Origin of the sequence: Deinococcus pimensis DSM 21231, from assembly GCF_000519345.1 — a bacterium.
Lineage (GTDB): Bacteria > Deinococcota > Deinococci > Deinococcales > Deinococcaceae > Deinococcus_A > Deinococcus_A pimensis.
Genome location: NZ_KI912675.1, coordinates 188,931 through 210,047, shown reverse-complemented (window position 1 = coordinate 210,047; position 21,117 = coordinate 188,931). Strand labels below are relative to the sequence as shown.

Here is a 21,117-nt window from a genome sequence, read left to right as displayed (position 1 = left end):
CGCACGAGGATGAATTGGCGTTGGCGCGGGCCGCTCGACGATAGTACGGAGGACGCGTCGACCACACGTTCGCGGCGCGGAAGGAACGGCGACGGGCGTCCGCGGTGAACGCGGCCACCGGACGAAAGGAGCGAGGAGCATGAACAGCAGCATTCGTGGACGGATCGGCGGTCCTGACCTGGGTCGGGACGTACACCTCGACTGGGACGGACACGCGCTGAGCGGCCGGATCGGCGGCACGGTGGTCGGTGCCGACGTCGCGATCAACGTGCGTGGCGACGCCATCGAAGGTCGCGTCGGCGGTTCCGTCGGTGGGTTCGACGTTCGTGGTGAAGCCAAACCTGACCATGTGATGGTGCGTTTCGGAGGAGCCGTCCAGGGTGAAACTCTTGACCTCAATCTCGTGCAGGGACACGTGACGGGTCATTACGGCGGCCACGTTACGGGACGCGCGGTCAGCCTTGACGTGCACGACGGTCAGATCCTGGGCCGTATCGGAGGCAGCGCGACGGGCAACGACGTCGTGTTGACCGTGGAGGGTCAGGTTCCGAACGCCGTGGCGGCACTGGCCGCCGTCGTCGCGTATCAGTCGTTCTGATCACGTGGCAAGAGTGCGGTCGGACCGCGGGTGACGCGGCGTCTGGAGATCCTCAGCGGGTGCGCTGGGGATCTCTGTTGTCGTCGTGTCGCCGCGCGCGATTCACGTGTGCGTGAACGTCAGGCGCTAAAGCGTCCGAAGGTCCTCGACACGGCTTGAAGTGCCTCAAGCGCGGTTGTGTCGAGGGCGTGTAGGCGAAGGGGAGCGGCTCATGAAGAGCCGCTCCCCTTCGACGGCTGTGCCGTGAAGAACACTCCAGCACGTACGGCGCACCCTGCATCGCCCTGGAATTCGGGGAGGCCATCTCCACGCTGCTCGACCCCGACCGAGTCGCGTGCGACGAAACGGGCCTCGAGACCGTCAGTCGGTCATCCCGTCGCGCGTCTGGGTCACACGTGCGGCGTCACCTCATGCCAGCGGGCGTACACCCCACCGGACCGCAGCAACTCCTCGTGCGTGCCCTGCTCCGCGATTCCCCGCTCGGTCAGCACCACGATCCGCTGCGCCTGCCGCACGGTCGAGAGGCGATGCGCGATCACGATCGTCGTGCGGTTCCGCGCGAGCCGCACCAGTGCCTGCTGCACCCTGGCCTCGCTCTCCACGTCCAGGGCGCTCGTCGCTTCGTCGAGAATCAGCACCGGCGGATCCTTCAGAAACACCCGGGCGAGACTCAACCGTTGCCGCTGACCGCCCGACAACCGCACGCCTCGCTGCCCGACCTGCGTGTCGTACCCTCGCGGCAACTGCGTGATGAACTCGTGCGCGCCCGCCTGCCGGGCGGCCGCCTCGATCTGCGCGTCCGTCGCGTTCACGTCGCCCAGACGAAGGTTGTCACGGACGCTCGCGGCGAAGAGGTACACGTCCTGCTGCACCACACCGATCTGACGTCGCAGGGACTCCAGCGTCACCTCACGAACGGGTGTGTCGTCGATCAGCACCTGTCCCTTCGTGACGTCGTGAAAGCGCGGAATCAGCTGGCACAGGGTCGATTTGCCGACCCCGGACGCACCGACCAGCGCGACGAACTCACCAGGACGAATGTGCAGGTCGAGGTCATGCAGCACCTCCCTGCCGTGTGGGTACGCGAAGGACACCCCTTCGAGCCGGACGTCGCCCCGCACGCGACTCAGCTCACGCGCGCCGGGCGCGTCACGCAGTTCCGGCTCGACGTCCATCAGCTCCCGGACGCGGATGAAGCCGCTCAGGCCTTCCTGAAGAAGCCGCGAGATGTTCACGAACCGTCCGATCGGCTCGATCAAAAGGCCCACGCACAGCAGGTACGTGACGAGCTCGTCGAGCGCCAGGTCGCCTCGCAGGATGCTGAGCCCACCCAGAATCAGCACCGCCACGGTCATCAGTTGCGTGAAGGCCGTCATGCCCTGATAGAAATACGCTTCCGCGCGGTAGCCGTCTTCGCGGCTGCGGACGAACAAGGCGTTGGCGGTATCGAACCGGTGGAGTTCCGCGCGCTCACCCGTGAAGGACTGCACTGCGCGGATGCCACTGAGGGAGTCCTCCACCTGCGCATTCACGTCTCCGATCCGGGCGGCGGCGCGCAGCATCGCGCGGTGGAGATGGCGGTGACACACGAGGGCGTAGAGCGCCATGAACGGCACGAACGCGAACAGCAGCAGCGTGAGCGCCGGGTTGATCGTCAGGAGGATGAGGAACACCCCGCCGAACTTCAACGTGGCGATCAGCAGGTCCTCGGGGCCGTGATGCGCGAGCTCCCCGACGGCGTACAGGTCGTGGGTGACGCGGCTCATCAGCTGTCCGGTGCGTTCACGGTCGAAGAACGAGAACGGTTGGGACAGCAGGTGCCGGAACAGGTCGCGGCGCATGTCACGCTCGATCAGGGTGCCCATGACGTGCCCCCGGTAATCCACGAACGTGTTGGCGGCGGCGTGCAGGGCCATCAGGGCGAGCAGGATGCCCGCGACACGCATCAGTTCGGTCGCCGCGTGGGGCGCGGGGTCACGCAGGACGATGCGGGTGACGTACCCGGCGGCGAGGGGGAAGGCCAGCGTGACGCCGGACACGACCAGCGCGCACAGCAGGTCGAGGCTGAGGATGTGACGGTACGGTCGGTAGTACGAAAGGAACGTGCGGACACGTGACGGCAAGCGGAGCTCCTGTCGGGTCCGGCGTCCGGTCCGTGTGGTGTCCGTTCAGGTGGCGCGCCCGGCGTCGCTTCCGTCGGTCGTTCGGGGTGACGGTGAACGCTTAGCAGGGTGGGCGGCGCAGGGCGGAGGACACGCGTGACACGGACGGACGCTCAGCGGTGAGGGGGTGGGTATGGTTGCTGGCGGGTTCGTGGTGAGGCATGTGCGGCTCCTTTGCGGCTGTGGGAACGTGACGTCAGCATAGGCGAGCGGATTCGCCGTCGTATGCGTCATCCTGCCTATGTCTTGCGGAGCAAGGGGAGCGACTCACGAAGGGACGCTCCCCTCGCACGCTGTGCCGCGAAGAACTCACCGACGCGCAACGGGCCGACCTGTCACCGCGCGTGCCCGTCCTGGCGGGACGGGGCCGTCCATATCCCGCCACCCAACCCGTCTTCGGCGGCATCCTCTGGTCGACCGGACGGGCGCCCCTGTCTTGGGCAGAACAGGCCCTGAAGCGGTTCGGGGCCTTGACCGCTGGCGAGACGTCTCCGGCCCCTTCGGCAAGTGGACCACCATCGACAGCCGGTTCCGTCGTGGGACCGCATGAGGCCTCTGGCGACGCGTGTCGGCTCGGCTGCTTGAACTCGCCGGCTGTGCCGGACAGCTCGACCGGTCCACGCACTTCGTCGACGGTACCGTCATCCGCGCGTATCCCTCAGGTGTCGGTGAGAACGGCGTACAGGCGCTCGCGTTTGGGGCAGGTGTGACCGTGTGGATCGTCGCGCCTGGCGGACGCGTCATCCACGACAAGCGTTCCGCGCCTCGCGCCGGTACGACGCCGCCTTGAGCTCCAGACGGAACATGCACGTCGTGCATGTTTTCTTTGAACGACCGACGCGGCGTCGACGATGAACGCGTTTGGCAGGCCGCTTCAAACGACGCCGGCGTCAAGATCATGCGCTCATGCCGTTCGGAAGAAGCCATTGATTTCATCGTTGAGGACGAGAGCACGTGATCACGGGTTCCTTTGACTCCTCCTCTGGACACGTTCGTTGGGTACGCGCGAACCCGGGCGGTCGCGCGCCGAGGACGAACGCAAGGCGAGCGAATCATCCTGAACTTGAATGTCAGCGGCGTGGACCTGTTCATACCAAAGGAGTAGGCTGGTGTTGTTCAGCGTGGTGGGTCGCCCAGCACGTCCTTTCCTTCTTGGTTTCAGCAACGCGGGTGTCCATGCGTGAAGTCCCCGAGCAGCCTGGCTCCGGTGACGCCGTTCTTTGCACTTCCCGAAGTGTCAGAACGTGGCGTCCGTACTGATGAAAAGAGGGTGGGATGTACGACACCAGCCACCTGCTGGCCACGAAAACGCGTCTTCCTCGCATCGCCGCCGAGCTGGTGGAGCGCCCTCGCCTCGATCAACGACTGAGCGCCGCCCTGCAGGGGAAACTCACGCTGATCGTGGCGCCCGCGGGGTTCGGAAAAACGACCCTCGCGGCGGCCTGGTTGAAACGGACGCTCGCGACGGACGTACCGATGCGGAGCGCCTGGGTGTCCCTCGACCCGGGTGACGATCAACCCGAGCAGTTCTGGGCGTACGTGTTCAACGCGCTTGAGCACGTGGTACCGGGCTGTACCGACGGCGCGGCAGACGCGCTTCGCGCGCCCTCGCAGCCACCCCTGGAGTTCGTCCTGACGTCGCTGCTCAACGTCCTGCTGAATGAGCAACGGCCGCTCACGCTGGTCCTGGACGACTTTCACGTGGTGTCCAATCCGGCGGTGCTGCGGTCGGTGGTGTTTCTGCTCGATCACCTGCCGCCGTCGATGCACGTGCTGCTGCTCAGCCGGCACGAACCTGACCTGCCGCTCGCGCGACTTCGCGCCAACCGGCTGGTCACGGAGATCGGGATGGACGAGTTGCGCTGCACTTCGGAGGAGGCGCGCGACGTCCTCGATCATGCCGTGGGCCGCACCCTCGACTCGGCGCTGATCTCGGAACTGAACCTCCGCACCGAAGGCTGGTTGGCCGGACTGCAGTTGCTCGCCCTGTCCATGCAGGGCCGGCGGGAAACGCAGGCGCTGCTCGACGACATGCGCGGCTCGCAGAAGTTCGTGTTTTCCTACGTGATGGACGAGGTGATGCGTCAGCAACCCGAGGACGTTCAGCTTTTTCTGGTGTCCACCTCGATCCTCGATCGGCTCTGCGCGCCCCTGTGTGACGCGGTCGTCGGAGTGAACGGCAGTCAGGACATGCTCGAACGGATCGAGAAGTCACTGTTGTTCCTGATTCCCATGGACGAGGTGCGTTCCTGGTATCGCTACCACGCGCTGTTCCGGGACGCGTTGCAGAAGCTGCAGCAACAGCAGGGGCAACAAGCGACCCTCGAGCTTCACCGCCGCGCGAGCGACTGGTTCGCGCAGGCGGGTGACGTGATCTCCGCCGTCGAGCATGCCGAACTCGCTCAGGACTGGTCACGCGCGGCAGAACTGCTCGCCGCCGTCCCACTCGCGGACCTGATGTCCCCCACCTTCGCGGCGGCCCTGCTCACCGGGTTCGAGAAGTTCCCACCCGACGTCATCTACGACTACCCCGCGTTGTGGTTGCCGTACATCAACCTGCTGAGCTTCAACCGGCCCGACCTCAAGACCGACGCCTGGCTCAGAGGGCTCGCGGAACGGGTGAGCGCCTCGGCGGACCTCGCTCCGGACCAGCAGCGTCAACTGCTCGGCTACCTCGCCGCGCAGCGCGCCACCATCGCCGGCACCTTCGGGAACGCCCCGCTGGCCCGCTCGCTCGCCCGCGACGCGCACCACCTCGCGCCCGACCACGTGTTCGAACGCATCCTCGCGGTGGCGGCGGAAAGCACAGCCGCGCTGATCGACGGCGATCTCGTCGCCGCGCACGACCTCGTCCTTGACGCCGCCACCATGGCCGAAAAAGCCGATCAGACCATCACGGCGCTCAACCTGCGGTCCATCGCCGGGATGTACCTGATTCGGCAGGGACGTCTGGAGGACGCTTGGACGACCCTGATGGACGCACTGGGCGCCGTGGTGCGTCCGCATGACCCTCCCTTCGCGCTCGCAGCGTTCAACTACGCGATGCAGGCGTTCACCCTGCTGCAACGCAACCAGTTGGATCAGGCGCTGGAGATGGCCGAGCAGGGCGTCACCATGGCCGAACAGGCCGGCTTCCGTGTGGCGGTGGAGCAGAGCGTGAGTCTCCTCGCGCCCATCCACCTCGCGCGCGGCGCGTACCCACAAGCGCAAGCGGCGCTCGACACGGCCGCGAAGCTGCCGCTTCATCAGGACAACCGCTTCACGCTGGCCATGTGGCACACCCCGGTTCAGGTGCGGCTCTGGCTTGACACCGGGCAGGTGTCACGCGCGAAACTGCACGTGGATCAACTCCTCGCCCGACCACGCCAGGCGTCCGCGTTCGGACGCGCCTTCGAGGACATCGCGCACGTCAGGGTGCTGCTCGCCGCGGAGCAACCCGACCGCGCGCTGAGCAGGATTCGTGAGCTCCTCGCAGACGCCCGACGGCAACGCCGTGGCGAGCACGAACTCGAGCTCACCATCCTCGAAGCGAGAACCCTGCACATCCTCGGGTTCGACGCGGCCGCGCTCGACGCGTTCCGCCGCGCGGTACAGCGAGGCGCGCCCGAGCGGTTCGCGCGTCCCTTCCTTGACGAAGGACCCGCGCTGGAGCCGTTGCTGCTGCGGCTCCGCAGCCAGCCTCGCGTGCCTGCCCACGAACCGTTCGTACGTCACCTGCATTCGCAGGTCAGTCCCGTCGCGAGCATTAACCCCACCCCGGCCCCCGCGCAGCGTCGTGAACATCACGTTGACCAGAACCCGCTCAGCTCACGCGAGGTTGAAGTACTGACTCTCCTCGCACGCGGCCAGACAAACGACGACATCGCCCGGCGCCTCATGATCAGCATCCCGACCGTCAAGAGCCACGTTGGCAACATCCTCGCGAAACTGGAGGCCCGCAACCGCACCCAGGCCGTCGCGCGCGCGCGCGCGCTTGGCCTGCTGAGTTCAGACCTGTAGGGACGCGGCAACCCCTCGGGGCCGTACGTCACCGGCCGCCCGAGGCAGCGCTCGAAAGGGCCCGTGAACAACCTCGAACCACTGATCGACATCAAACTTCAGGCGCCGCAGGTCGGGACGTCGTTGCTGCACCGACCACGGCTGACGAGCCGTCTGGATCAGGGACTTCAACGGCCGTTCACGCTGGTGTCGGCGCCGGCCGGCTACGGCAAGAGCACGCTGGTCGCAGCCTGGGTGCAGGACCGAACCGCGGTTCAGGCGTCGCCCGACCTGGACGTCGCGTGGGTGGCCCTCGAGGCCGAAGACGACAATCCGACGCGGTTCTGGCGGTACGTGTTGACCTCCATCGAACGTCAACGACCCGGCATGGCCCGGTCCGCGCTCGAAGCGTTGATGCAACCTGCCCAGCCGCTGCTCAGGGATGTGCTGACCCACCTCCTGAACCGCATGGTCGAAATGACGCGCCCACTCGTGCTGATCCTCGACGACTACCACGACGTCAACGATCAGGTCATTCATCAGTCCGTGGCGTACCTGATCGACCACCTTCCCGAGCAGCTGCACGTCACCATGCTGACCCGCACCGAGCCGCCCTTGCCGCTGGCGCGGCTTCGCGCGAACGGCGGCATGCTCGAACTCAAGGCGGACGACCTGCGCTGCACCTTCGAGGAGTCCCAGGCGTTTCTTGGCCACGTCGCCGGACGGCCCGTCGCGCCGGACGTCGCTCATGAACTGCACCTCCGTTGTGAAGGCTGGCTGGTCGGTCTGCAACTGCTCGCGATCTCCCTGCAAGGGCGGCGCGACGCCCGCGCACTTCTCCACGAGCTGCGCGGCAACCACCGGCTTGTGACGGACTACCTGATGGACGAGGTGCTTCGGCAGTTGCCCGGCGACGTTCGTCACTTCCTGTTGCAGAGCGCGGTGCTCGAGCGCCTCAGTGGCCCGCTCTGCGACGCGGTGCTCGAACGCCACGACAGCAGCGAGATGCTGGCCATGCTGGAACGCCACCAGTTGTTCGTGATCAGCCTTGACGCGCCGCACTCCTGGTACCGGTATCACACCTTGTTTCGCGACGCGTTGCTGGACCGCTTCGCAAGGCACCCGTTTGACGCGCGGCTCGCGCTTCACGAACGTGCCAGCCAGTGGTTCGCGGCGCATGACGATCTGCTCACGGCCATCGAACACGCCTTGCAGGCCAACACACCGCAGCGCGCCGTGACCTGGATGGCGTCCATTTCGATGGAACGGCTGCTCAACCCTGAACTGGCGCCGAAGATCATCGCCTGGTTCGAGCGAATTCCTGCCGATCTCGTCTACCAACACCCGTCACTCTGGTGGGTGTACGTGGCTCGACTGCTGCTCAACAACCGTGACCACGCGGTCGAATCGTGGCTGGCGGAACTCGAACGGCGGCTCACCCTGCCCGAAGGTGACCCCCTGACGTTGCCCGTACCCCACCTGGAACGCCCGGCGATTCGAGCGTTCATCGCGGCGCAACGCGCCATCATCGCCGGGTTCTTCGTGAACGCACCGCGCGCCGTCGCTCTCGCGGACGACGCGTCACGTCACGACGCTCACGCCGACAGCCCCACCCGACCGCTGATCATGGCCGCGCGGAGCGTGGCCGCCCTGATCGAGGGCGAACTTCCACTCGCACGCGACCTGGCCACGAGCGCCGCGCGTCATGCGCACGACCAGGGCATGTATGACACTGCCCTGCTGTTCCATTCCACGGCCGCGCTGTACCACTACTTCTGCGGACAGGTTCGTGACGTGTGGCCAGCCTATCTCGCGGCGATCAACACACCTCACGCGGACCTCGCGGCAGCGTCCGGCGGCTACGCCCCTATCCTTCAGGCGTTGCTGTTTCGCGAGCAGAACGACCTGGACGCCGCCCAGCGTGAAATCGAGCATGGACTCCAGCTGGCCTGGCAGCAGGGTCAGCGGCGCTTGCTGGACATGGCCTTGGGTGTGCTCTGCCTGGTCTGCTGGAGCCGCGGCGACGTCGAGCAGGCCAACAACGCCCTCGACGCGCATCGTCATCTGCCTCACGCGAGCGAGGACACGTTCACGCGAGCCGTGTGGATCACCCCGATCCAAGTTCGCGTCTGGATCACGACCGATCAATGGTCAACGGCGCTCACATGGGCGCAACACCTTGACCGTCATCCGCGACCCTCGTCGATCTTTCTACGTGAGCGTCAGGACCTCGCTCGGGCACGCGTTCACCTCGCGGTACATCAACCGCACCTGGTGGTCGACACGCTCGCGGCGTTGCTTCCCGACGCCGAACGGCAAGGCCGCGGCGAACATCAGCTTGAAGCCCACCTGCTGCTCAGCGTCGCCCACCATGAACTTGGGGACACCGTGAACGCGCACCGGCACCTCACCAGCGCCCTCCACCTGGGTCGACGCTGGGGTTACCTCCGGCATTTCATCGACGAAGGCCCCATCATGCGTGAGTTGCTGCGCGGCCATGCCGGCGGCGCCGCCGCACCCCACCACGCCTTCGTGCACGATCTGCTCAACGCCTTTGACGGGCACACCGCAACCGGACACCCGACGGCCAGCTCGACGGTCCCCGCGGAAACCACGGGCGCAGCGCTGAGTGTGCGGGAACGGCAGGTGCTGCAACTGCTGGCACGTGGATTGTCCAACGACGACATCGCACGTCACCTCGGCGTGAGTCTCCCCACCGTCAAAAGTCACGTTCGGAACCTCATGAAGAAGCTCCAGACCCGAAATCGAACGCAGTCCGTCGAGCGGGCACGCACCCTGGGGTACCTTTGATCCGGACTCGCTCACCACGTTCGGACGCACACGACTTGGCCGTCCGATCGTTCTTTCGTCGGATGTCCAGTCATCCTCGTGAGGTGCATGCTGAAAGCAGGAGCAACGCACCTGCATGGTCGCAGCCTCCGTGGAGGCCAGGATGAAGGCGGTAGCGCTCAGCTCATTCGGGGACCCTTCGGTCCTTCACCTCACCCGGATCCCCAAACCTCGTCCCCTTCCGCATGAAGTGCTGGTCCGCGTGCACGCATGCGGCGTGAACGCCATCGACACCGCCGCGCGCCAGGGACTTGGTCCCGCCGCGCGGCACCTGACGCTTCCTGCCGTGCTGGGATGGGAATTCGCCGGCACGGTCGAAGCGGTCGGACACCAAGCCCCTCGCTTCCGACCGGGTGACTACGTGTACGGGCTCGCAGGTTACCCTCAACACGGCGGCGCGTACGCAGAGTACCTCACGGTACCCGCGCAGCATCTCGCGTTCAAACCCACCACGCTGACCCACGCGGACGCGTCGACCGTCCCGATTGACGCGTTGACCGCACTTCAAGCGCTTGAAACGCTGTCCATGCCGGCCGGACATTCCCTGCTGCTGCATCCTGGCAACTGCCGGATCAGCACCTTCGCAGGTCATCTGGCAAGACGTCGTCACGTCATCGTCACCGATGAGCTCGACACGTCGTCACCGGTGGACGGTGTCATCCTCATCGGCACACACGACAACCTCGACGTCCTCAAGCGGCTCAAACCCGCAGGACACCACCTGATGATCTTTCCGTTCCTCGGGATGATGCTGGTCGACGGTCAGACTCCACGTCCACAAGTGCACCCCAGCGGTCTGCAACTCGAGCGTCTCACGTACCTGATCGAGCAGGGGCACCTGCCCGTCCCACCGGCCGACCTGTTCACCTTTCAGGACGCCGTGCACGCCCACCGCCAATGCGGCCAGTCCGGGATGCTGAAGTGCGCGGCGCTGCTCCCACGCCACGACGACAGCGATCACGCGTCATCACGGCCCGCGTCGAGAAGACCAAGGCTCGCCTGATGAAACACCTTGTCATCGAGCAGGACAGGATGTCGATTGTTCTCGTTCCACGCGACCGCGATCTCAAACGGCACACAAGGCGTCACGATCGGTCTCGCCACGACCCCCTCAGGCAGATCCACCTGAAATTCAGGCAGACCCAGCAGCACCCAACGGTTGAGCGTCACGAGATGCAGCTTGCTGAGCAGACTGCTGAAGCCATGAACGCCGGGCGCGACACGCAACTCGTACCCCACCGAACGCGTCAATCGGTCGATGTGCCCGTACAAACCTCGATTCAACCCGGGATCCACCGGGTACAGCAGCTCGTCGCGCAACGCTGCCAACGGCAGCTCCTCCAGCTGCGCCAGCGGGTGGTCATCCGGAAGCAGCGCCACGCAGTGTGTCGTCCAGATCACCCGCAACCCCAGGCGTCCCTCGAAGCCGTACGGAGCGATGAACGCCGCGTCGAGTCGCCCGTCGAGCAATGCGGCGGCATGGTCAGCGGAGGCGGGCCGTTCATCCCACACGATGTGCGCGCCAGGATGACGCGCCTTGATGTCACGGATCACCTCCTGCCACGGTCCATACCGACCGTACGCGCTCAAGCCCACCCGGAACTCGAACTCGCCGGGTTCCGCGTCACCGCGTGCGTCCCGCTCTGCCTGATCGAGCAGGGCCAGCACTTGCCGCGCACGCGCCGCGAATGCCAACCCCGCCTCGGTCAACTGAACTTGCCGACGGCCCCGCCCGCGCAAGACCAGCACGACCCCGAGCCGCACCTCGAGATCGCGAACAAGCCGGCTCACCTGAGACTGCGTCGTGCCGCACTGCCTCGCCGCCTGCCCGAAGCTCAACTCGTCCGCCACGGCAACGAACGCGCGCAGCTGCCGGAACTCCATGCCTCATCGTCCACGGTCGTCACGTGACCGACAAGCTCGACGTTCACAGTTCCCATCCAACAGGCCAAGCGCACACCACGAACCCGTGGGTCATCGGCGCTCCGGCCACTCGGACGTTGAACGCCAAGCGTCCAGGACCTCCAGGAACCGCTGCGCCGCGGGACTGGACACACGACCGGCCAAGACGAGCGGTACGCTCGCCAGAGCCGTCCGCAACGGTCGTGAAACCACCGACGGTGGAAGCGGGTAAGCGTGACCCATCGCGCCGAGCGTGATGTGCAGCCGGGCACTTTCGCTCAGCAGACTCCAGACCTGCCGCGCCGTCGGCGCAGGTCCGGGAAGCCAATGCCAACCCACCTGACCGTCGAGCAGGCCGCAAAGACGACCGAGCTTCTCAGGACGACCAGCGGCGTCTGACGACCACCTCAAAAGCCGCTCGCCGCGCAACGCCGAGAGGGGAACGGCGTCACGCGACGTCAATTCGTGCGCGGCGGACATGAATACATGCGCAGCTTCCGCCCACAACGGAACGCTCGTCAGGCTCGTAAGGTCGGCAGGCACCGGGAGGACCGCGAGGTCCACTTCTCCCGACAGCAGAAGCGCGCGGCCCTCCGTACCCTGCACCTGCACGGGAAGCAGTCGAAGGTCCGGGTGCGCCAGCCGGACGGCACGCAACAACCGGACAAACGGCGTACCGAACATAAACTCACCGACCGCGATTCTCAATTCAGTTCCCACGCGAATCCGCTGCAGCGTCTTGATGCCCCCATCAAGCACGCTCACCGCGGCGCGGGCGTTTGTCAAGAACACTTCCGCTTCTGCCGTCAGCTCGATCCGGTGATACCCCCGACGAAACAACGCCGTTCCAAGTTCCTGTTCGAGTTCGGCGATCAATCGACTCAGCGACGGTTGACTCAGATTGCATCGCCGCGCCGCTCGTGTGAAGTTCAATTCTTCAGCCACGATAATCGCCGCGCGAAGCTGCCGAAGCTTCATGGCTTCGTCCTGCCGGCGCGCCGGACTTCATCGGCCCGAGCCGTCGAGCACGGTGCCGACCACGGACATCGAATGCTGAGACGGACACATCCCACCGCAACGTTCACGCGGACGCGCACCACGGTGACCTCCGAGCTTGAGTGCCCCAGTGTACCGCGCAGCTCGACGCCAGGTAGGATCCGATTCACCGGTCGGCCGCCGTCACGAGCTCCTCGTGAACGTCGGCAGCCCAACAGGTCACGGCGTACGTCCGGGGAGCGTCCGCCGCGTGGAACGGCGACCTGAGCGACCGGTTGGAAATCAAGTGAGGTCCTGCGTCACCGGTCGCACCGGAAGGGGAAGGTTCCGCTCCGTCCCCCTGCGCGTGTCTCGCGCCCTACCGGGCCCGCGGCGTGCCCTCACCCGAGTGCGCGGGTTGCCACGGGCGGCTCAGCGCTCCTGCTCGATGACCCAAGGCCCGAAGTACTGCACGTCACGCGCGCCGACCGTACGAAACGCGCCGACCAGGTCGTCAAAGGGGAGACTGGTCCGCGGCACCTGGATGGCCACGACGAAGTAACTGGTGGCGAGGTACTCGCAGTACCGACGAAGCTCAGCGTGCTCGTCCGTCATTCCCTGCGTCAAACGGACGAACCGGCCGACGACGCCATGTCGCTCACCGTCCATGTCCAGCCAGCGCTCGCCTGCCTCCCCGAACAACACCGTGACGTTCTCGTCAGGAACCCCGAACGCGCGCGCCACCTCAAGCAGCCGCTGTAAGGCTTCGACGTCAGGAACGGCCCCGATCAGGTGGTGCCTGAAGCTGTAATGGAACGCGCCATGGTTCAACTCGATCATGTCGAGGTGCTCCTTTCCAAACGGTGAAGTCCGACGCGCCGTCCACCTCCGGACGCCTCGACGCAACCGGACGCCCTGCCTGCCCGCCAAGACGTCACGTTCGGCCGCCGCACCCGATCAGAACGCGCCGCACGAGCTGCGTCCGTCACTTCGACGGCGCCGGCCGACTCAAGGCGCTCGGCTCACTGCATCGTGCAACCTGCGTTGACACAGGTCAAATTCCTCGCCTCACCTGCTCATGCCCGCACGTCATAGACCAACCAACGCCGTTCGGAACAATGGACGTCAGCCAGCTACACCTGCTCGTCGACAGGACCGCGGACGAGCTCGACCCGTCCGTGCTGCGGCCCTGTCCGCGAAACGCTGACCACCGCGACCAAGGCGAAGCCAAACACATGACCTCAACCGACCCCGGGCAGCCCTTGCCGACCTGGTGTCCTCCCGCTCAGCTTCGCGTCACTATTCTCGACGCGGCTTGCGCCCGGCAGGTGGGACGCGAACCGTACCAGCGCCAGGGCATGAAGCCGCGTCGAGTCCGTCATGATGAGCCACGACCGCGTCACTTCTCCGCAGGGGTGACGAATCCGATCCGGTCGAACTGCAGCCGCTGTCCTTTGAGAAACAAGACCAGTCGTTGGCTCGACACGGCGTAATGTGACACGAGATTGAGCTGCCGGACGATCGGTTGATCGTTGACGTACACGCAGCGCTCGTTGGGTGCGGGCGGAAGCGGCCGCACGACGATCCGCACGCGATTCGCCTCCGCACTGATCGTCCCGTCGAAGCGGCCGCATCCGTACGTGCCGCGCACCGCGCCGTTGCTGATGACCACGCGCACTTCAGGTGACGGTCGGTCATCAACTCCTCGCGTGGCGGGCGCCAACGCCCAGATGCCCAGCAGCGGCGCGGGCACCGCCAAGCTCGACCCTGCCGCCGTCAGCAACACCAGCGCGGCCGAAGCCATCACCCGCCGAAAGATCAGCCTGGCTGGCGTCCGGGCCGAACGCACCAGACCTCGCGCGCGCACACGACACACTCGGTTCATCATCACCCTCCCTGTTGGCTCGACACGTTTGAGACGCGGTGATCAGGTCACCTCACCGCCGGCGCGAACGCCGATCACCCAGAGGTTGCCTGTGGGCGGTTCACCGTTCGGGTCTCCTTGCACGACGACCAGCGCGCGACCGTCAGCCCTCCACGCGGGGAAGCAGTGCGGGGCGCCGGACGTGACCTGTTGACGTCCCGTCCCGTCCACCCGCGTCACAACGACCTGTGACGCGCCGTTGCGGGCGCTGCTGAACGCAACCCAACGTCCATCAGGGGACGGGAAGGGCGTGACGTAGGAGGTGCGTTCGTCGCCGTCACTCAAACACACGCTCCGCGTCACGTCGTCAGTGACGGAGAGACGGACTTCGTGTCGGCCTTCGCGCTCAGCATGAAACACAAAGCTGTCTCCTTGAAGCCGCGGCCACGGCTGATCCTGCAGTCCCGGCTGACGCGTGAGTCGCGAGGACGTCGCGCCTCGCAACAACCGAACATGACACGCGTCGTCCTTGATCTTGAAGAACCACAACCGATCCGTGACGCCGACGACCGCGGCGGGGCCGTAGCAGGCCGCGTCCTCCGTCGTGAGCGGCGTGACCGAACGCGTGGCGAGACGGCAACGCCAGATCGCCTCGACACCCGAGCGGTCGCTCACGAAGGCGAAATCGTCCTGCCCGAAAAACGCCGCTCGACCGGTGGTGTTCGTTCCCGGCAGATTGCACAGATCGAGCGGCTCGGCAGCCCCACCACCGAGCGGGACGCGGTACAGTCGGCGGTCCCTGCCTTCGACGCGTTCAAACACCACGCTTCGCCCGTCAGGAGTCCAGTTCGGACGCAGGTCCACAGCGTCCCCGGACGTCAGTTGAACGGGAGAAGCGAACCGTAGTCGCGTCGCGGCCTTCATCTGCGCGCACCTCCCTCCGACATTCAGGTGTAACGTTCACACCCGTGAACGCTACGAGCTCGGCGACGCGGTCCATGATGCGCTCGTTCCTCACCGCCGTCCAATACATGTCGAAACCGCCGCATTCCATCAAGTCATCACTGCGCCCGCCGACCTCGAGCGAACGCCGAAGCCCAGCCTGAGCGGACCGACGCGCGCGACGACCAAGCGTGCCCCGCGAGGTCCCCCATCCTGCCTCAATGGAATCGACCGGACGACAAGGCATTGGACGATCAAGCCAGCGAGGCCCAACATGACAGGTGTGCTGCGGACGCTACCCGCTGCAGCTCAAACGCGGTCAGGAGTCGGATGTTGTCAAGACGGACAGGGCAGACCTGTCAAGTGACCGCGTCAGCATGATCGTCACGTCGACACTCGGACGTCACGTCAGAGGAGGAACCGCGCATGAACTCACCTTGATCGTCCGGAAGTTGACCACACGCACGTCGGCGTCACCCTGAACGGCCCGCATGCGTCCTGAGGAGGGCAACCGTGGCATCGTCACCGACGCCTTCGATTCGACCTGCCGCTCCCGCGCGGGCCACCACCACGCTCGCGCTGCTCCTGGCGAGCGTCGCCGGATACGTGGACGCCGTGGGCTTCGTGACCCTCTCCGGACTCTTCGTGTCCTTCATGAGCGGCAACACCAGCACCACCGGAGTGCTGCTCGGGCAAGGCCAGTGGCGCGCGGGCGCGCAGGCCGCGCTGCCCATCCCGCTGTTCGTGCTGGGTGTCCTGCTCGGCGCGTTGATCACCCGCTCGTCTCGCCGCGGGCCAGCGCTCACACTGATCACGGCGGCGCTCCTGCTGCTCGGCTTTTTGATCGCGTCGTCCTTCTGGTCCAGCCCGACCGAACGGCACGACGGCTGGACGTGGGCAGTCATGGTCGCGTTGCTGGTCCTGCCGATGGGCATGCAGAACGCTGCGTTGCGGCGCGTCGGCAGCCAATCGGTCGGCCTCACGTACGTGACCGGCACCCTCGCCGCGCTGGGCGAGCACCTGGCCGCGTGGCTGACCCGTCAGGACCATGCGGCCACGTCGGACGCTCGTCTCGTCGCCTCGCTCTGGTGCTGCTTCGCAGGAGGCGCGATTCTCGGCAGTTACGTCGCTCATCATTGGACCTCATGGGCTCTTGTGCTCCCCATGCTCGCGCTGACCGGCGCCGCCCGCTACATGGCCCTGCACCCGTCCGCCACCAGCGCGGCCTGACCGCCGGAACAGGACCATCCGATGGCCACCACCGCCGTCACGTTCCCTTGACGTTTCGCCGAACCACGCAGCGCAAGAAGCCGCACGCCACCCTGGGACACGCAACACCAGGCCCTCCAAGCACTCCGGTGTCGCGCTCACCCTTCAATCTCAGCGTTCGTCATCAGGCGTTCTCGTCAACGAAGGCACTTCCAGGAGGTTCATCATGTCCAACCCCGACGTACCCCAGCCGATCGTGGCAGGCCGAGGCGGACCCGACACCGGCCCCCGAGACGTGCTCAGAGATCAGCAGGCACCGGACAACACTCACGCGCCCAGCACGGACCGCGGCACCCTTCCCAACATGCGGTTCTCCTTCTCGGACGTGCACGTCCGGCTGCAGCCCGGCGGGTGGAGCCGCGAGGTCACCGTGCGCGAGCTGCCCGTCGCGACGACGCTCGCCGGGGTGAACATGAAGCTCGACGCGCGCAACGAGCGCGGCGAGACCGGCGTGCGTGAGCTGCACTGGCACAAGCAGTCCGAGTGGTCGTACATGCTGTCCGGGCACGCGAGCGTCACGGCCGTGGACGCCGACGGTCGGAACTTCATGGCGGACGTCGGCCCGGGCGACCTGTGGTTCTTCCCCGCCGGGATCCCGCACTCCATCCAGGCGCTGGAGGACGGCTGCGAGTTCGTGCTGGTCTTCGACGACGGCAACTTCACCGAGAACAGCACCTTCAGCGTCAGCGACTGGTTCGCGCACACCCCCCGCGCGGTCCTCGCGAAGAACTTCGGGGTGCCCGAGTCGGCCTTCGCGTCGATTCCGGATGAGGAACTCTACCTCTTCTGGGTCCCCGAGCCGCCCGGGCACGACGAGGACGTCATCGCCAGCCCACAGGGCGGCCTCGGGGAGGCCTTCGTGTACCGCCTGCTCGCCCAGCCGCCCATCAAGACGGCGCACGGCACCGTCCGCATCGCGGACTCCTCGAACTTCACCGCGTCGACGACCACGGCGTGTGCGTTCGTGGAGATCGAACCGGGCGGCATGCGTGAACTGCACTGGCACCCCAACACGGACGAGTGGCAGTACTACGTGTCCGGGGAGGCCCGTATGACCGTCTTCGCCGCCGAAGGCAAGGCCCGCACGTTCGACATGCGCGCCGGTGACGTGGGGTACGTGCCGTTCGCGATGGGGCACTACATCGAGAACACCGGCAGCGAGACCCTGCGGTTCCTGGAGATGTTCGCGAGTGACCGCTTCCGTGACGTGTCGCTCGCGCAGTGGCTCGCACTGACCCCGCCCGAGCTGGTGCAGGCGCACCTCAAGCTCCCGGACGACCTCATCGCCCGTCTGCCGAAACTCAAGCCGGTTGTCGTTCACCGTTGACGCCCGGGGTGTGCGCACGTACCTGGGATGTCCGTCATCCGCACAACACTTCTGAGGAGCGCCGCATGACTGCCAGCGTAAAACCCAGTTATCCCGCGCCTGTTCGGCTCGCGACGCCGACCGACCTTTCGGATACGCAGGCGCGGATCATCACCGCGACCCTCAACGCACTCGTCGCCGACGCGTTCGCGTTGTACCTCAAGACGAAGAACTACCACTGGCACCTGTCCGGCATTCACTTCCGCGACCTGCACCTGCTGTTCGACGAGCAGGCGGCGCAACTGCTCGCCATGACCGACCCGCTCGCGGAACGCGTCCGCAAGCTCGGCGGGACGACCTTGAGGTCCGTCGGGCATGTCGGCCTGATGCAGCGCGTCGACGACGACAACGAAGACTTCATCGCGCCGATCGAGATGCTCAACCGTCTGATGTACGACAACGGACAGTTCGCGGCGCGGCAACGTGAAGCGCATGAGCAGTGCGATCAGCACCGCGACTACGCCACTGCCGGTCTCCTCGAAGGCTTCATCGACGAGGCGGAGCGGCGAACGTGGTTCCTGTTCGAGGCGGCGCAGACGCTCGAACCCACGGGACGTCGGTCACCGTGAGCGCCGTCACGCGGCCCAAACGCCCGGACGGCGAGCATCATCACGTGTTCACAGGAGGTGCAGGATCGTGAAGAGCAAGTGGGAAGACTGGGTGACGCTGGTGCTGGGCGTGTGGCTGATCATCTCGCCGTACGTGCTGGGCTTCACCGGCGTGGCCCGCACGGACGCCGTCATCGTCGGCGTGGTCGTGGTGCTGGTCTCCGTCTGGGCGTTGTTCGTTCCCACGTCCCAGGGTGCGGAGTGGTGTGACCTGCTGCTGGGCGTCGGACTGTTTGTGGCGCCGTGGGTGCTGGACTTCAGCCCCAACACCGCCGCGGACTGGAACGCCTGGATCGTCGGCGCGCTGCTCGTGGTGCTGTCCGGCGCCGCACTGCCGGACGCCGCGCGTCTCGCACGCGGCCAGGTGATCCGGTAGCCCGCCCGGCAGGACTGACGTACTGACTTGCGTGTGCCCCGGGGCGCCGCGCTGGACCTTCGGTGGTCACGCGGCGCCTCCACAGTTGAGGAGGCCGTATGGACATGCTCGACTTTCTGCTTGGTCACCCCCAGGTCAGCGGAGGCGTCACGTACGTGGTGGCGTTGCGCGCCGTGATCGTGTACGCGTTCACGCTGTTCCTCGTCCGGCTCGGTAGTCCCCGCTTCCTCAGTCAGGCCACCGCGATCGACGTTATCGTCGGCATCATGCTCGGCTCCGTCATGAGCCGCGCCGTCAACGGCTCCGGTGTGCTGCTGCCCACCCTCGCGGCCGGTCTGGTGCTGATCACGCTGCACTGGCTGCTCGACCGGCTGTCCCTCCACGTCCGCTGGTTCGGCCCGCTCGTCAAGGGCCTGCCGATCCCGCTGATCGTCTCCGGTGTCGTGCAGTCCGACGGGATGCGCCGCGCCGGGCTCTCACGACGTGACCTCGAGGAAGCCTTGCGGTTGCGTGGCGTACCGGACGACCCCTCCCGGGTGGTCGAGGCGTACCTCGAACGCAACGGCGCCATCAGCGTGGTGCTCGCGTCACGCGAGCCGTCCGTGTCCACGTCCGACGGACGGTCCGTCAAGGAACGCCCCGCCTGACCGCTTCCGCCTCCTCAGCCCTTCCGGGCGCGCGCACCCGTCCCGGCGAGGGTCAGGGCGCCTACCACCCCACCGAGCGCCGCGAGCGCTCCCGCCCCGACGCACAACGCCTGGAAGCCGTCCGCGAAGGCCTCGCGGACGGTGAGACGCGCCACGCGGGCGGCGTCTCGACCGAGCGACGCCGGAATGACGTCGTCACTGAGCTTCGACACCTGCGCGACGAACTGCCGGCGAGCGTCCTCGGGGACGGCGGTGGCCTCCAGCCGGCGCTCCAGGGACCGTTCGAAGGTGGTGAGCATCACCAGGGTGAGCGCCGCGACGATCACCACGCCGCCCACCCGGGACACCGCGTTGTTCACCGCGGACGCGACCCCCGCGTCTGCCACCGGCGCGGCGCCCAGCACCGCGCTCGTCAACGGCGCGACGACCACCGCCATGCCGACCCCCATCAGCAGCAACGCGGGCAGGACATGCGTCCGGTAGTCCGCGTTCACACCGACCGAACCGAGGGTCACGAAACCGATTCCGGTCAGGATGGGTCCGGCCGTCAGCAGCGCGCGCACCGGCACACGAGAAGACAGCAGGCCGATCACGCCGGACAGGACCGCCAGCGGCACGGAGAACGGCAACAAGGCCACGCCCGCCATGCCCGCCGTGTACCCCTGCACGCGGATGAACACGAGCGGCAGGTACAGCAGCGTCGCGCTGAGCGCGCCGTACAGCAGGAACGTCAGGACGTTCCCCCCGCTGAAGGCTGTCGAGCGGAACAGACGCAGCGGCAGCATCGGCGACGCCGTCCGCCCTTCCCACACGAAGAACCCGACGAACGTCACGGCGGCGCCGATCAGCAGAAGCGTCCGACCGGTTCCCGTCACGCCGCCTCCGAGCAGCGCGAGGGTGAGGGCGGTCAAGGCGAGCGCGGCGAGGGCGGCGCCCGGCAGGTCCAAGCGGGTGCCGTCCTCGCGCGGGAGGGACTCTGGAACACGACGGACACCGATGAGCACCATCAACGCCAACGGCACGTTGATCAGAAACACCGCCCGCCACGCGTGGAGGTCCACGAGCCAGCCACCGATCGACGGTCCCAGCACGTTCACGGCGCTCGTCGCGGCGGACCACCAGCCGACCGCGCGGACGCGGCCGGCCGGAGGGAAGGACGCGTCGAGCAGCGCGAGACTCGTTGGAATCAGGAGCGCCGCCCCGGTCCCCTGCAGAACACGCGCCGCGATCAGGATGTCCAGCGACGGCGCGGCGGCACACAGACAGGACGCCACGGTGAATCCGACGGTGCCAAACGTGAACACCCGGCGGAGGCCCAGGCGGTCCCCGAGCGCGCCGCCGAGCAGCAGCGTGGCCGCCAACGCGAGCGTGTACGCGTTCACCACCCACACCACCGCTGTGGTCTGCGCGTCAAAGGCCCGCTGCAAAGCGTTCAGGGCCACGTTGACGACGGTGCCGTCGACGAACGCGAGGCTCGACCCGAGAATCGTCACGAACAGCGTCCATCGTTGCGGCCCGGTCCAGGACGCGCCCGAAGCCCTTGACGGCATGAGACCTCCTCGGTCAGGGGCAGGTGGTCG

Annotated in this window: 17 protein-coding genes; 10 read left to right on the top strand and 7 right to left on the bottom strand. The window is 66.7% G+C overall.

Annotated features, from left to right (window positions below):
* The first annotated feature begins 139 nt into the window (after positions 1-139).
* Entirely contained in the window at positions 140-598 is a 459-nt protein-coding gene (locus DEIPI_RS0124865; RefSeq protein WP_027483568.1) for a hypothetical protein, read from the top strand.
* A gap of 389 nt (positions 599-987) precedes the next feature.
* Here the strand turns inward: DEIPI_RS0124865 and DEIPI_RS34485 are convergent, their stop codons facing one another.
* Entirely contained in the window at positions 988-2,721 is a 1,734-nt protein-coding gene (locus DEIPI_RS34485; protein WP_045235122.1) for an ABC transporter ATP-binding protein, read from the bottom strand.
* Positions 2,722-3,577: 856 nt separating this feature from the next.
* On the opposite strand from DEIPI_RS34485, the gene DEIPI_RS38420 reads away from it, so the two are divergent.
* From DEIPI_RS38420 to DEIPI_RS37040, 4 genes are all read left to right on the top strand, one after another.
* On the top strand, positions 3,578-3,718 hold the full coding sequence (locus DEIPI_RS38420; protein ID WP_157464032.1) for a hypothetical protein: 141 nt from the start codon (positions 3,578-3,580) through the stop codon (positions 3,716-3,718).
* Between the two features lie 317 nt (positions 3,719-4,035).
* Positions 4,036-6,759 (top strand): winged helix-turn-helix domain-containing protein, encoded by a 2,724-nt coding sequence (locus DEIPI_RS0124855; RefSeq protein WP_027483567.1) that lies wholly within the window; start codon positions 4,036-4,038, stop codon positions 6,757-6,759.
* Positions 6,760-6,822: 63 nt separating this feature from the next.
* Positions 6,823-9,549: a winged helix-turn-helix domain-containing protein gene (locus DEIPI_RS40650; protein ID WP_045235121.1), complete on the top strand. Its 2,727-nt coding sequence runs from the start codon at positions 6,823-6,825 to the stop codon at positions 9,547-9,549.
* Between the two features lie 115 nt (positions 9,550-9,664).
* Positions 9,665-10,591: an alcohol dehydrogenase catalytic domain-containing protein gene (locus tag DEIPI_RS37040; RefSeq protein WP_084474912.1), complete on the top strand. Its 927-nt coding sequence runs from the start codon at positions 9,665-9,667 to the stop codon at positions 10,589-10,591.
* On the opposite strand, the gene DEIPI_RS0124835 is transcribed toward DEIPI_RS37040, so the two are convergent.
* The 5 genes from DEIPI_RS0124835 to DEIPI_RS0124805 all read right to left on the bottom strand — a co-directional run bounded on the left by DEIPI_RS0124835 (position 10,546) and on the right by DEIPI_RS0124805 (position 15,193).
* Positions 10,546-11,472 (bottom strand): LysR family transcriptional regulator, encoded by a 927-nt coding sequence (locus DEIPI_RS0124835; RefSeq protein ID WP_027483564.1) that lies wholly within the window; start codon positions 11,470-11,472, stop codon positions 10,546-10,548. The genes DEIPI_RS37040 and DEIPI_RS0124835 overlap by 46 nt on opposite strands.
* 90 nt (positions 11,473-11,562) lie before the next feature.
* Complete coding sequence (locus DEIPI_RS36175) at positions 11,563-12,468, bottom strand: LysR family transcriptional regulator (protein ID WP_084474909.1); 906 nt, start codon at positions 12,466-12,468, stop codon at positions 11,563-11,565.
* A gap of 429 nt (positions 12,469-12,897) precedes the next feature.
* On the bottom strand, positions 12,898-13,305 hold the full coding sequence (locus DEIPI_RS0124820) for a hypothetical protein (RefSeq protein WP_027483563.1): 408 nt from the start codon (positions 13,303-13,305) through the stop codon (positions 12,898-12,900).
* Between the two features lie 559 nt (positions 13,306-13,864).
* On the bottom strand, positions 13,865-14,353 hold the full coding sequence (locus DEIPI_RS38410; RefSeq protein ID WP_157464030.1) for a hypothetical protein: 489 nt from the start codon (positions 14,351-14,353) through the stop codon (positions 13,865-13,867).
* 39 nt (positions 14,354-14,392) lie between these two features.
* Entirely contained in the window at positions 14,393-15,193 is an 801-nt protein-coding gene (locus tag DEIPI_RS0124805) for a TolB family protein (protein WP_052352006.1), read from the bottom strand.
* Between the two features lie 591 nt (positions 15,194-15,784).
* On the opposite strand from DEIPI_RS0124805, the gene DEIPI_RS34470 reads away from it, so the two are divergent.
* From DEIPI_RS34470 to DEIPI_RS34460, 5 genes are all read left to right on the top strand, one after another.
* A complete protein-coding gene (locus tag DEIPI_RS34470) occupies positions 15,785-16,501 on the top strand; it encodes a YoaK family protein (RefSeq protein WP_052352005.1) in 717 nt (238 codons plus the stop codon).
* A 205-nt stretch (positions 16,502-16,706) separates the two neighbouring features.
* Positions 16,707-17,867, top strand: coding sequence for a cupin domain-containing protein (locus DEIPI_RS0124795; RefSeq protein ID WP_045235119.1), 1,161 nt, complete (start codon positions 16,707-16,709; stop codon positions 17,865-17,867).
* Between the two features lie 65 nt (positions 17,868-17,932).
* Positions 17,933-18,475, top strand: a complete 543-nt coding sequence (locus DEIPI_RS0124790; protein WP_027483559.1) for a Dps family protein — start codon at positions 17,933-17,935, stop codon at positions 18,473-18,475.
* A gap of 67 nt (positions 18,476-18,542) precedes the next feature.
* On the top strand, positions 18,543-18,890 hold the full coding sequence (locus DEIPI_RS34465; RefSeq protein ID WP_045235118.1) for an SPW repeat protein: 348 nt from the start codon (positions 18,543-18,545) through the stop codon (positions 18,888-18,890).
* A 98-nt stretch (positions 18,891-18,988) separates the two neighbouring features.
* Positions 18,989-19,537: a DUF421 domain-containing protein gene (locus tag DEIPI_RS34460; RefSeq protein WP_052352004.1), complete on the top strand. Its 549-nt coding sequence runs from the start codon at positions 18,989-18,991 to the stop codon at positions 19,535-19,537.
* A gap of 14 nt (positions 19,538-19,551) precedes the next feature.
* On the opposite strand, the gene DEIPI_RS34455 is transcribed toward DEIPI_RS34460, so the two are convergent.
* A complete protein-coding gene (locus tag DEIPI_RS34455) occupies positions 19,552-21,087 on the bottom strand; it encodes an MFS transporter (RefSeq protein WP_045235117.1) in 1,536 nt (511 codons plus the stop codon).
* Positions 21,088-21,117 lie beyond the last annotated feature (30 nt).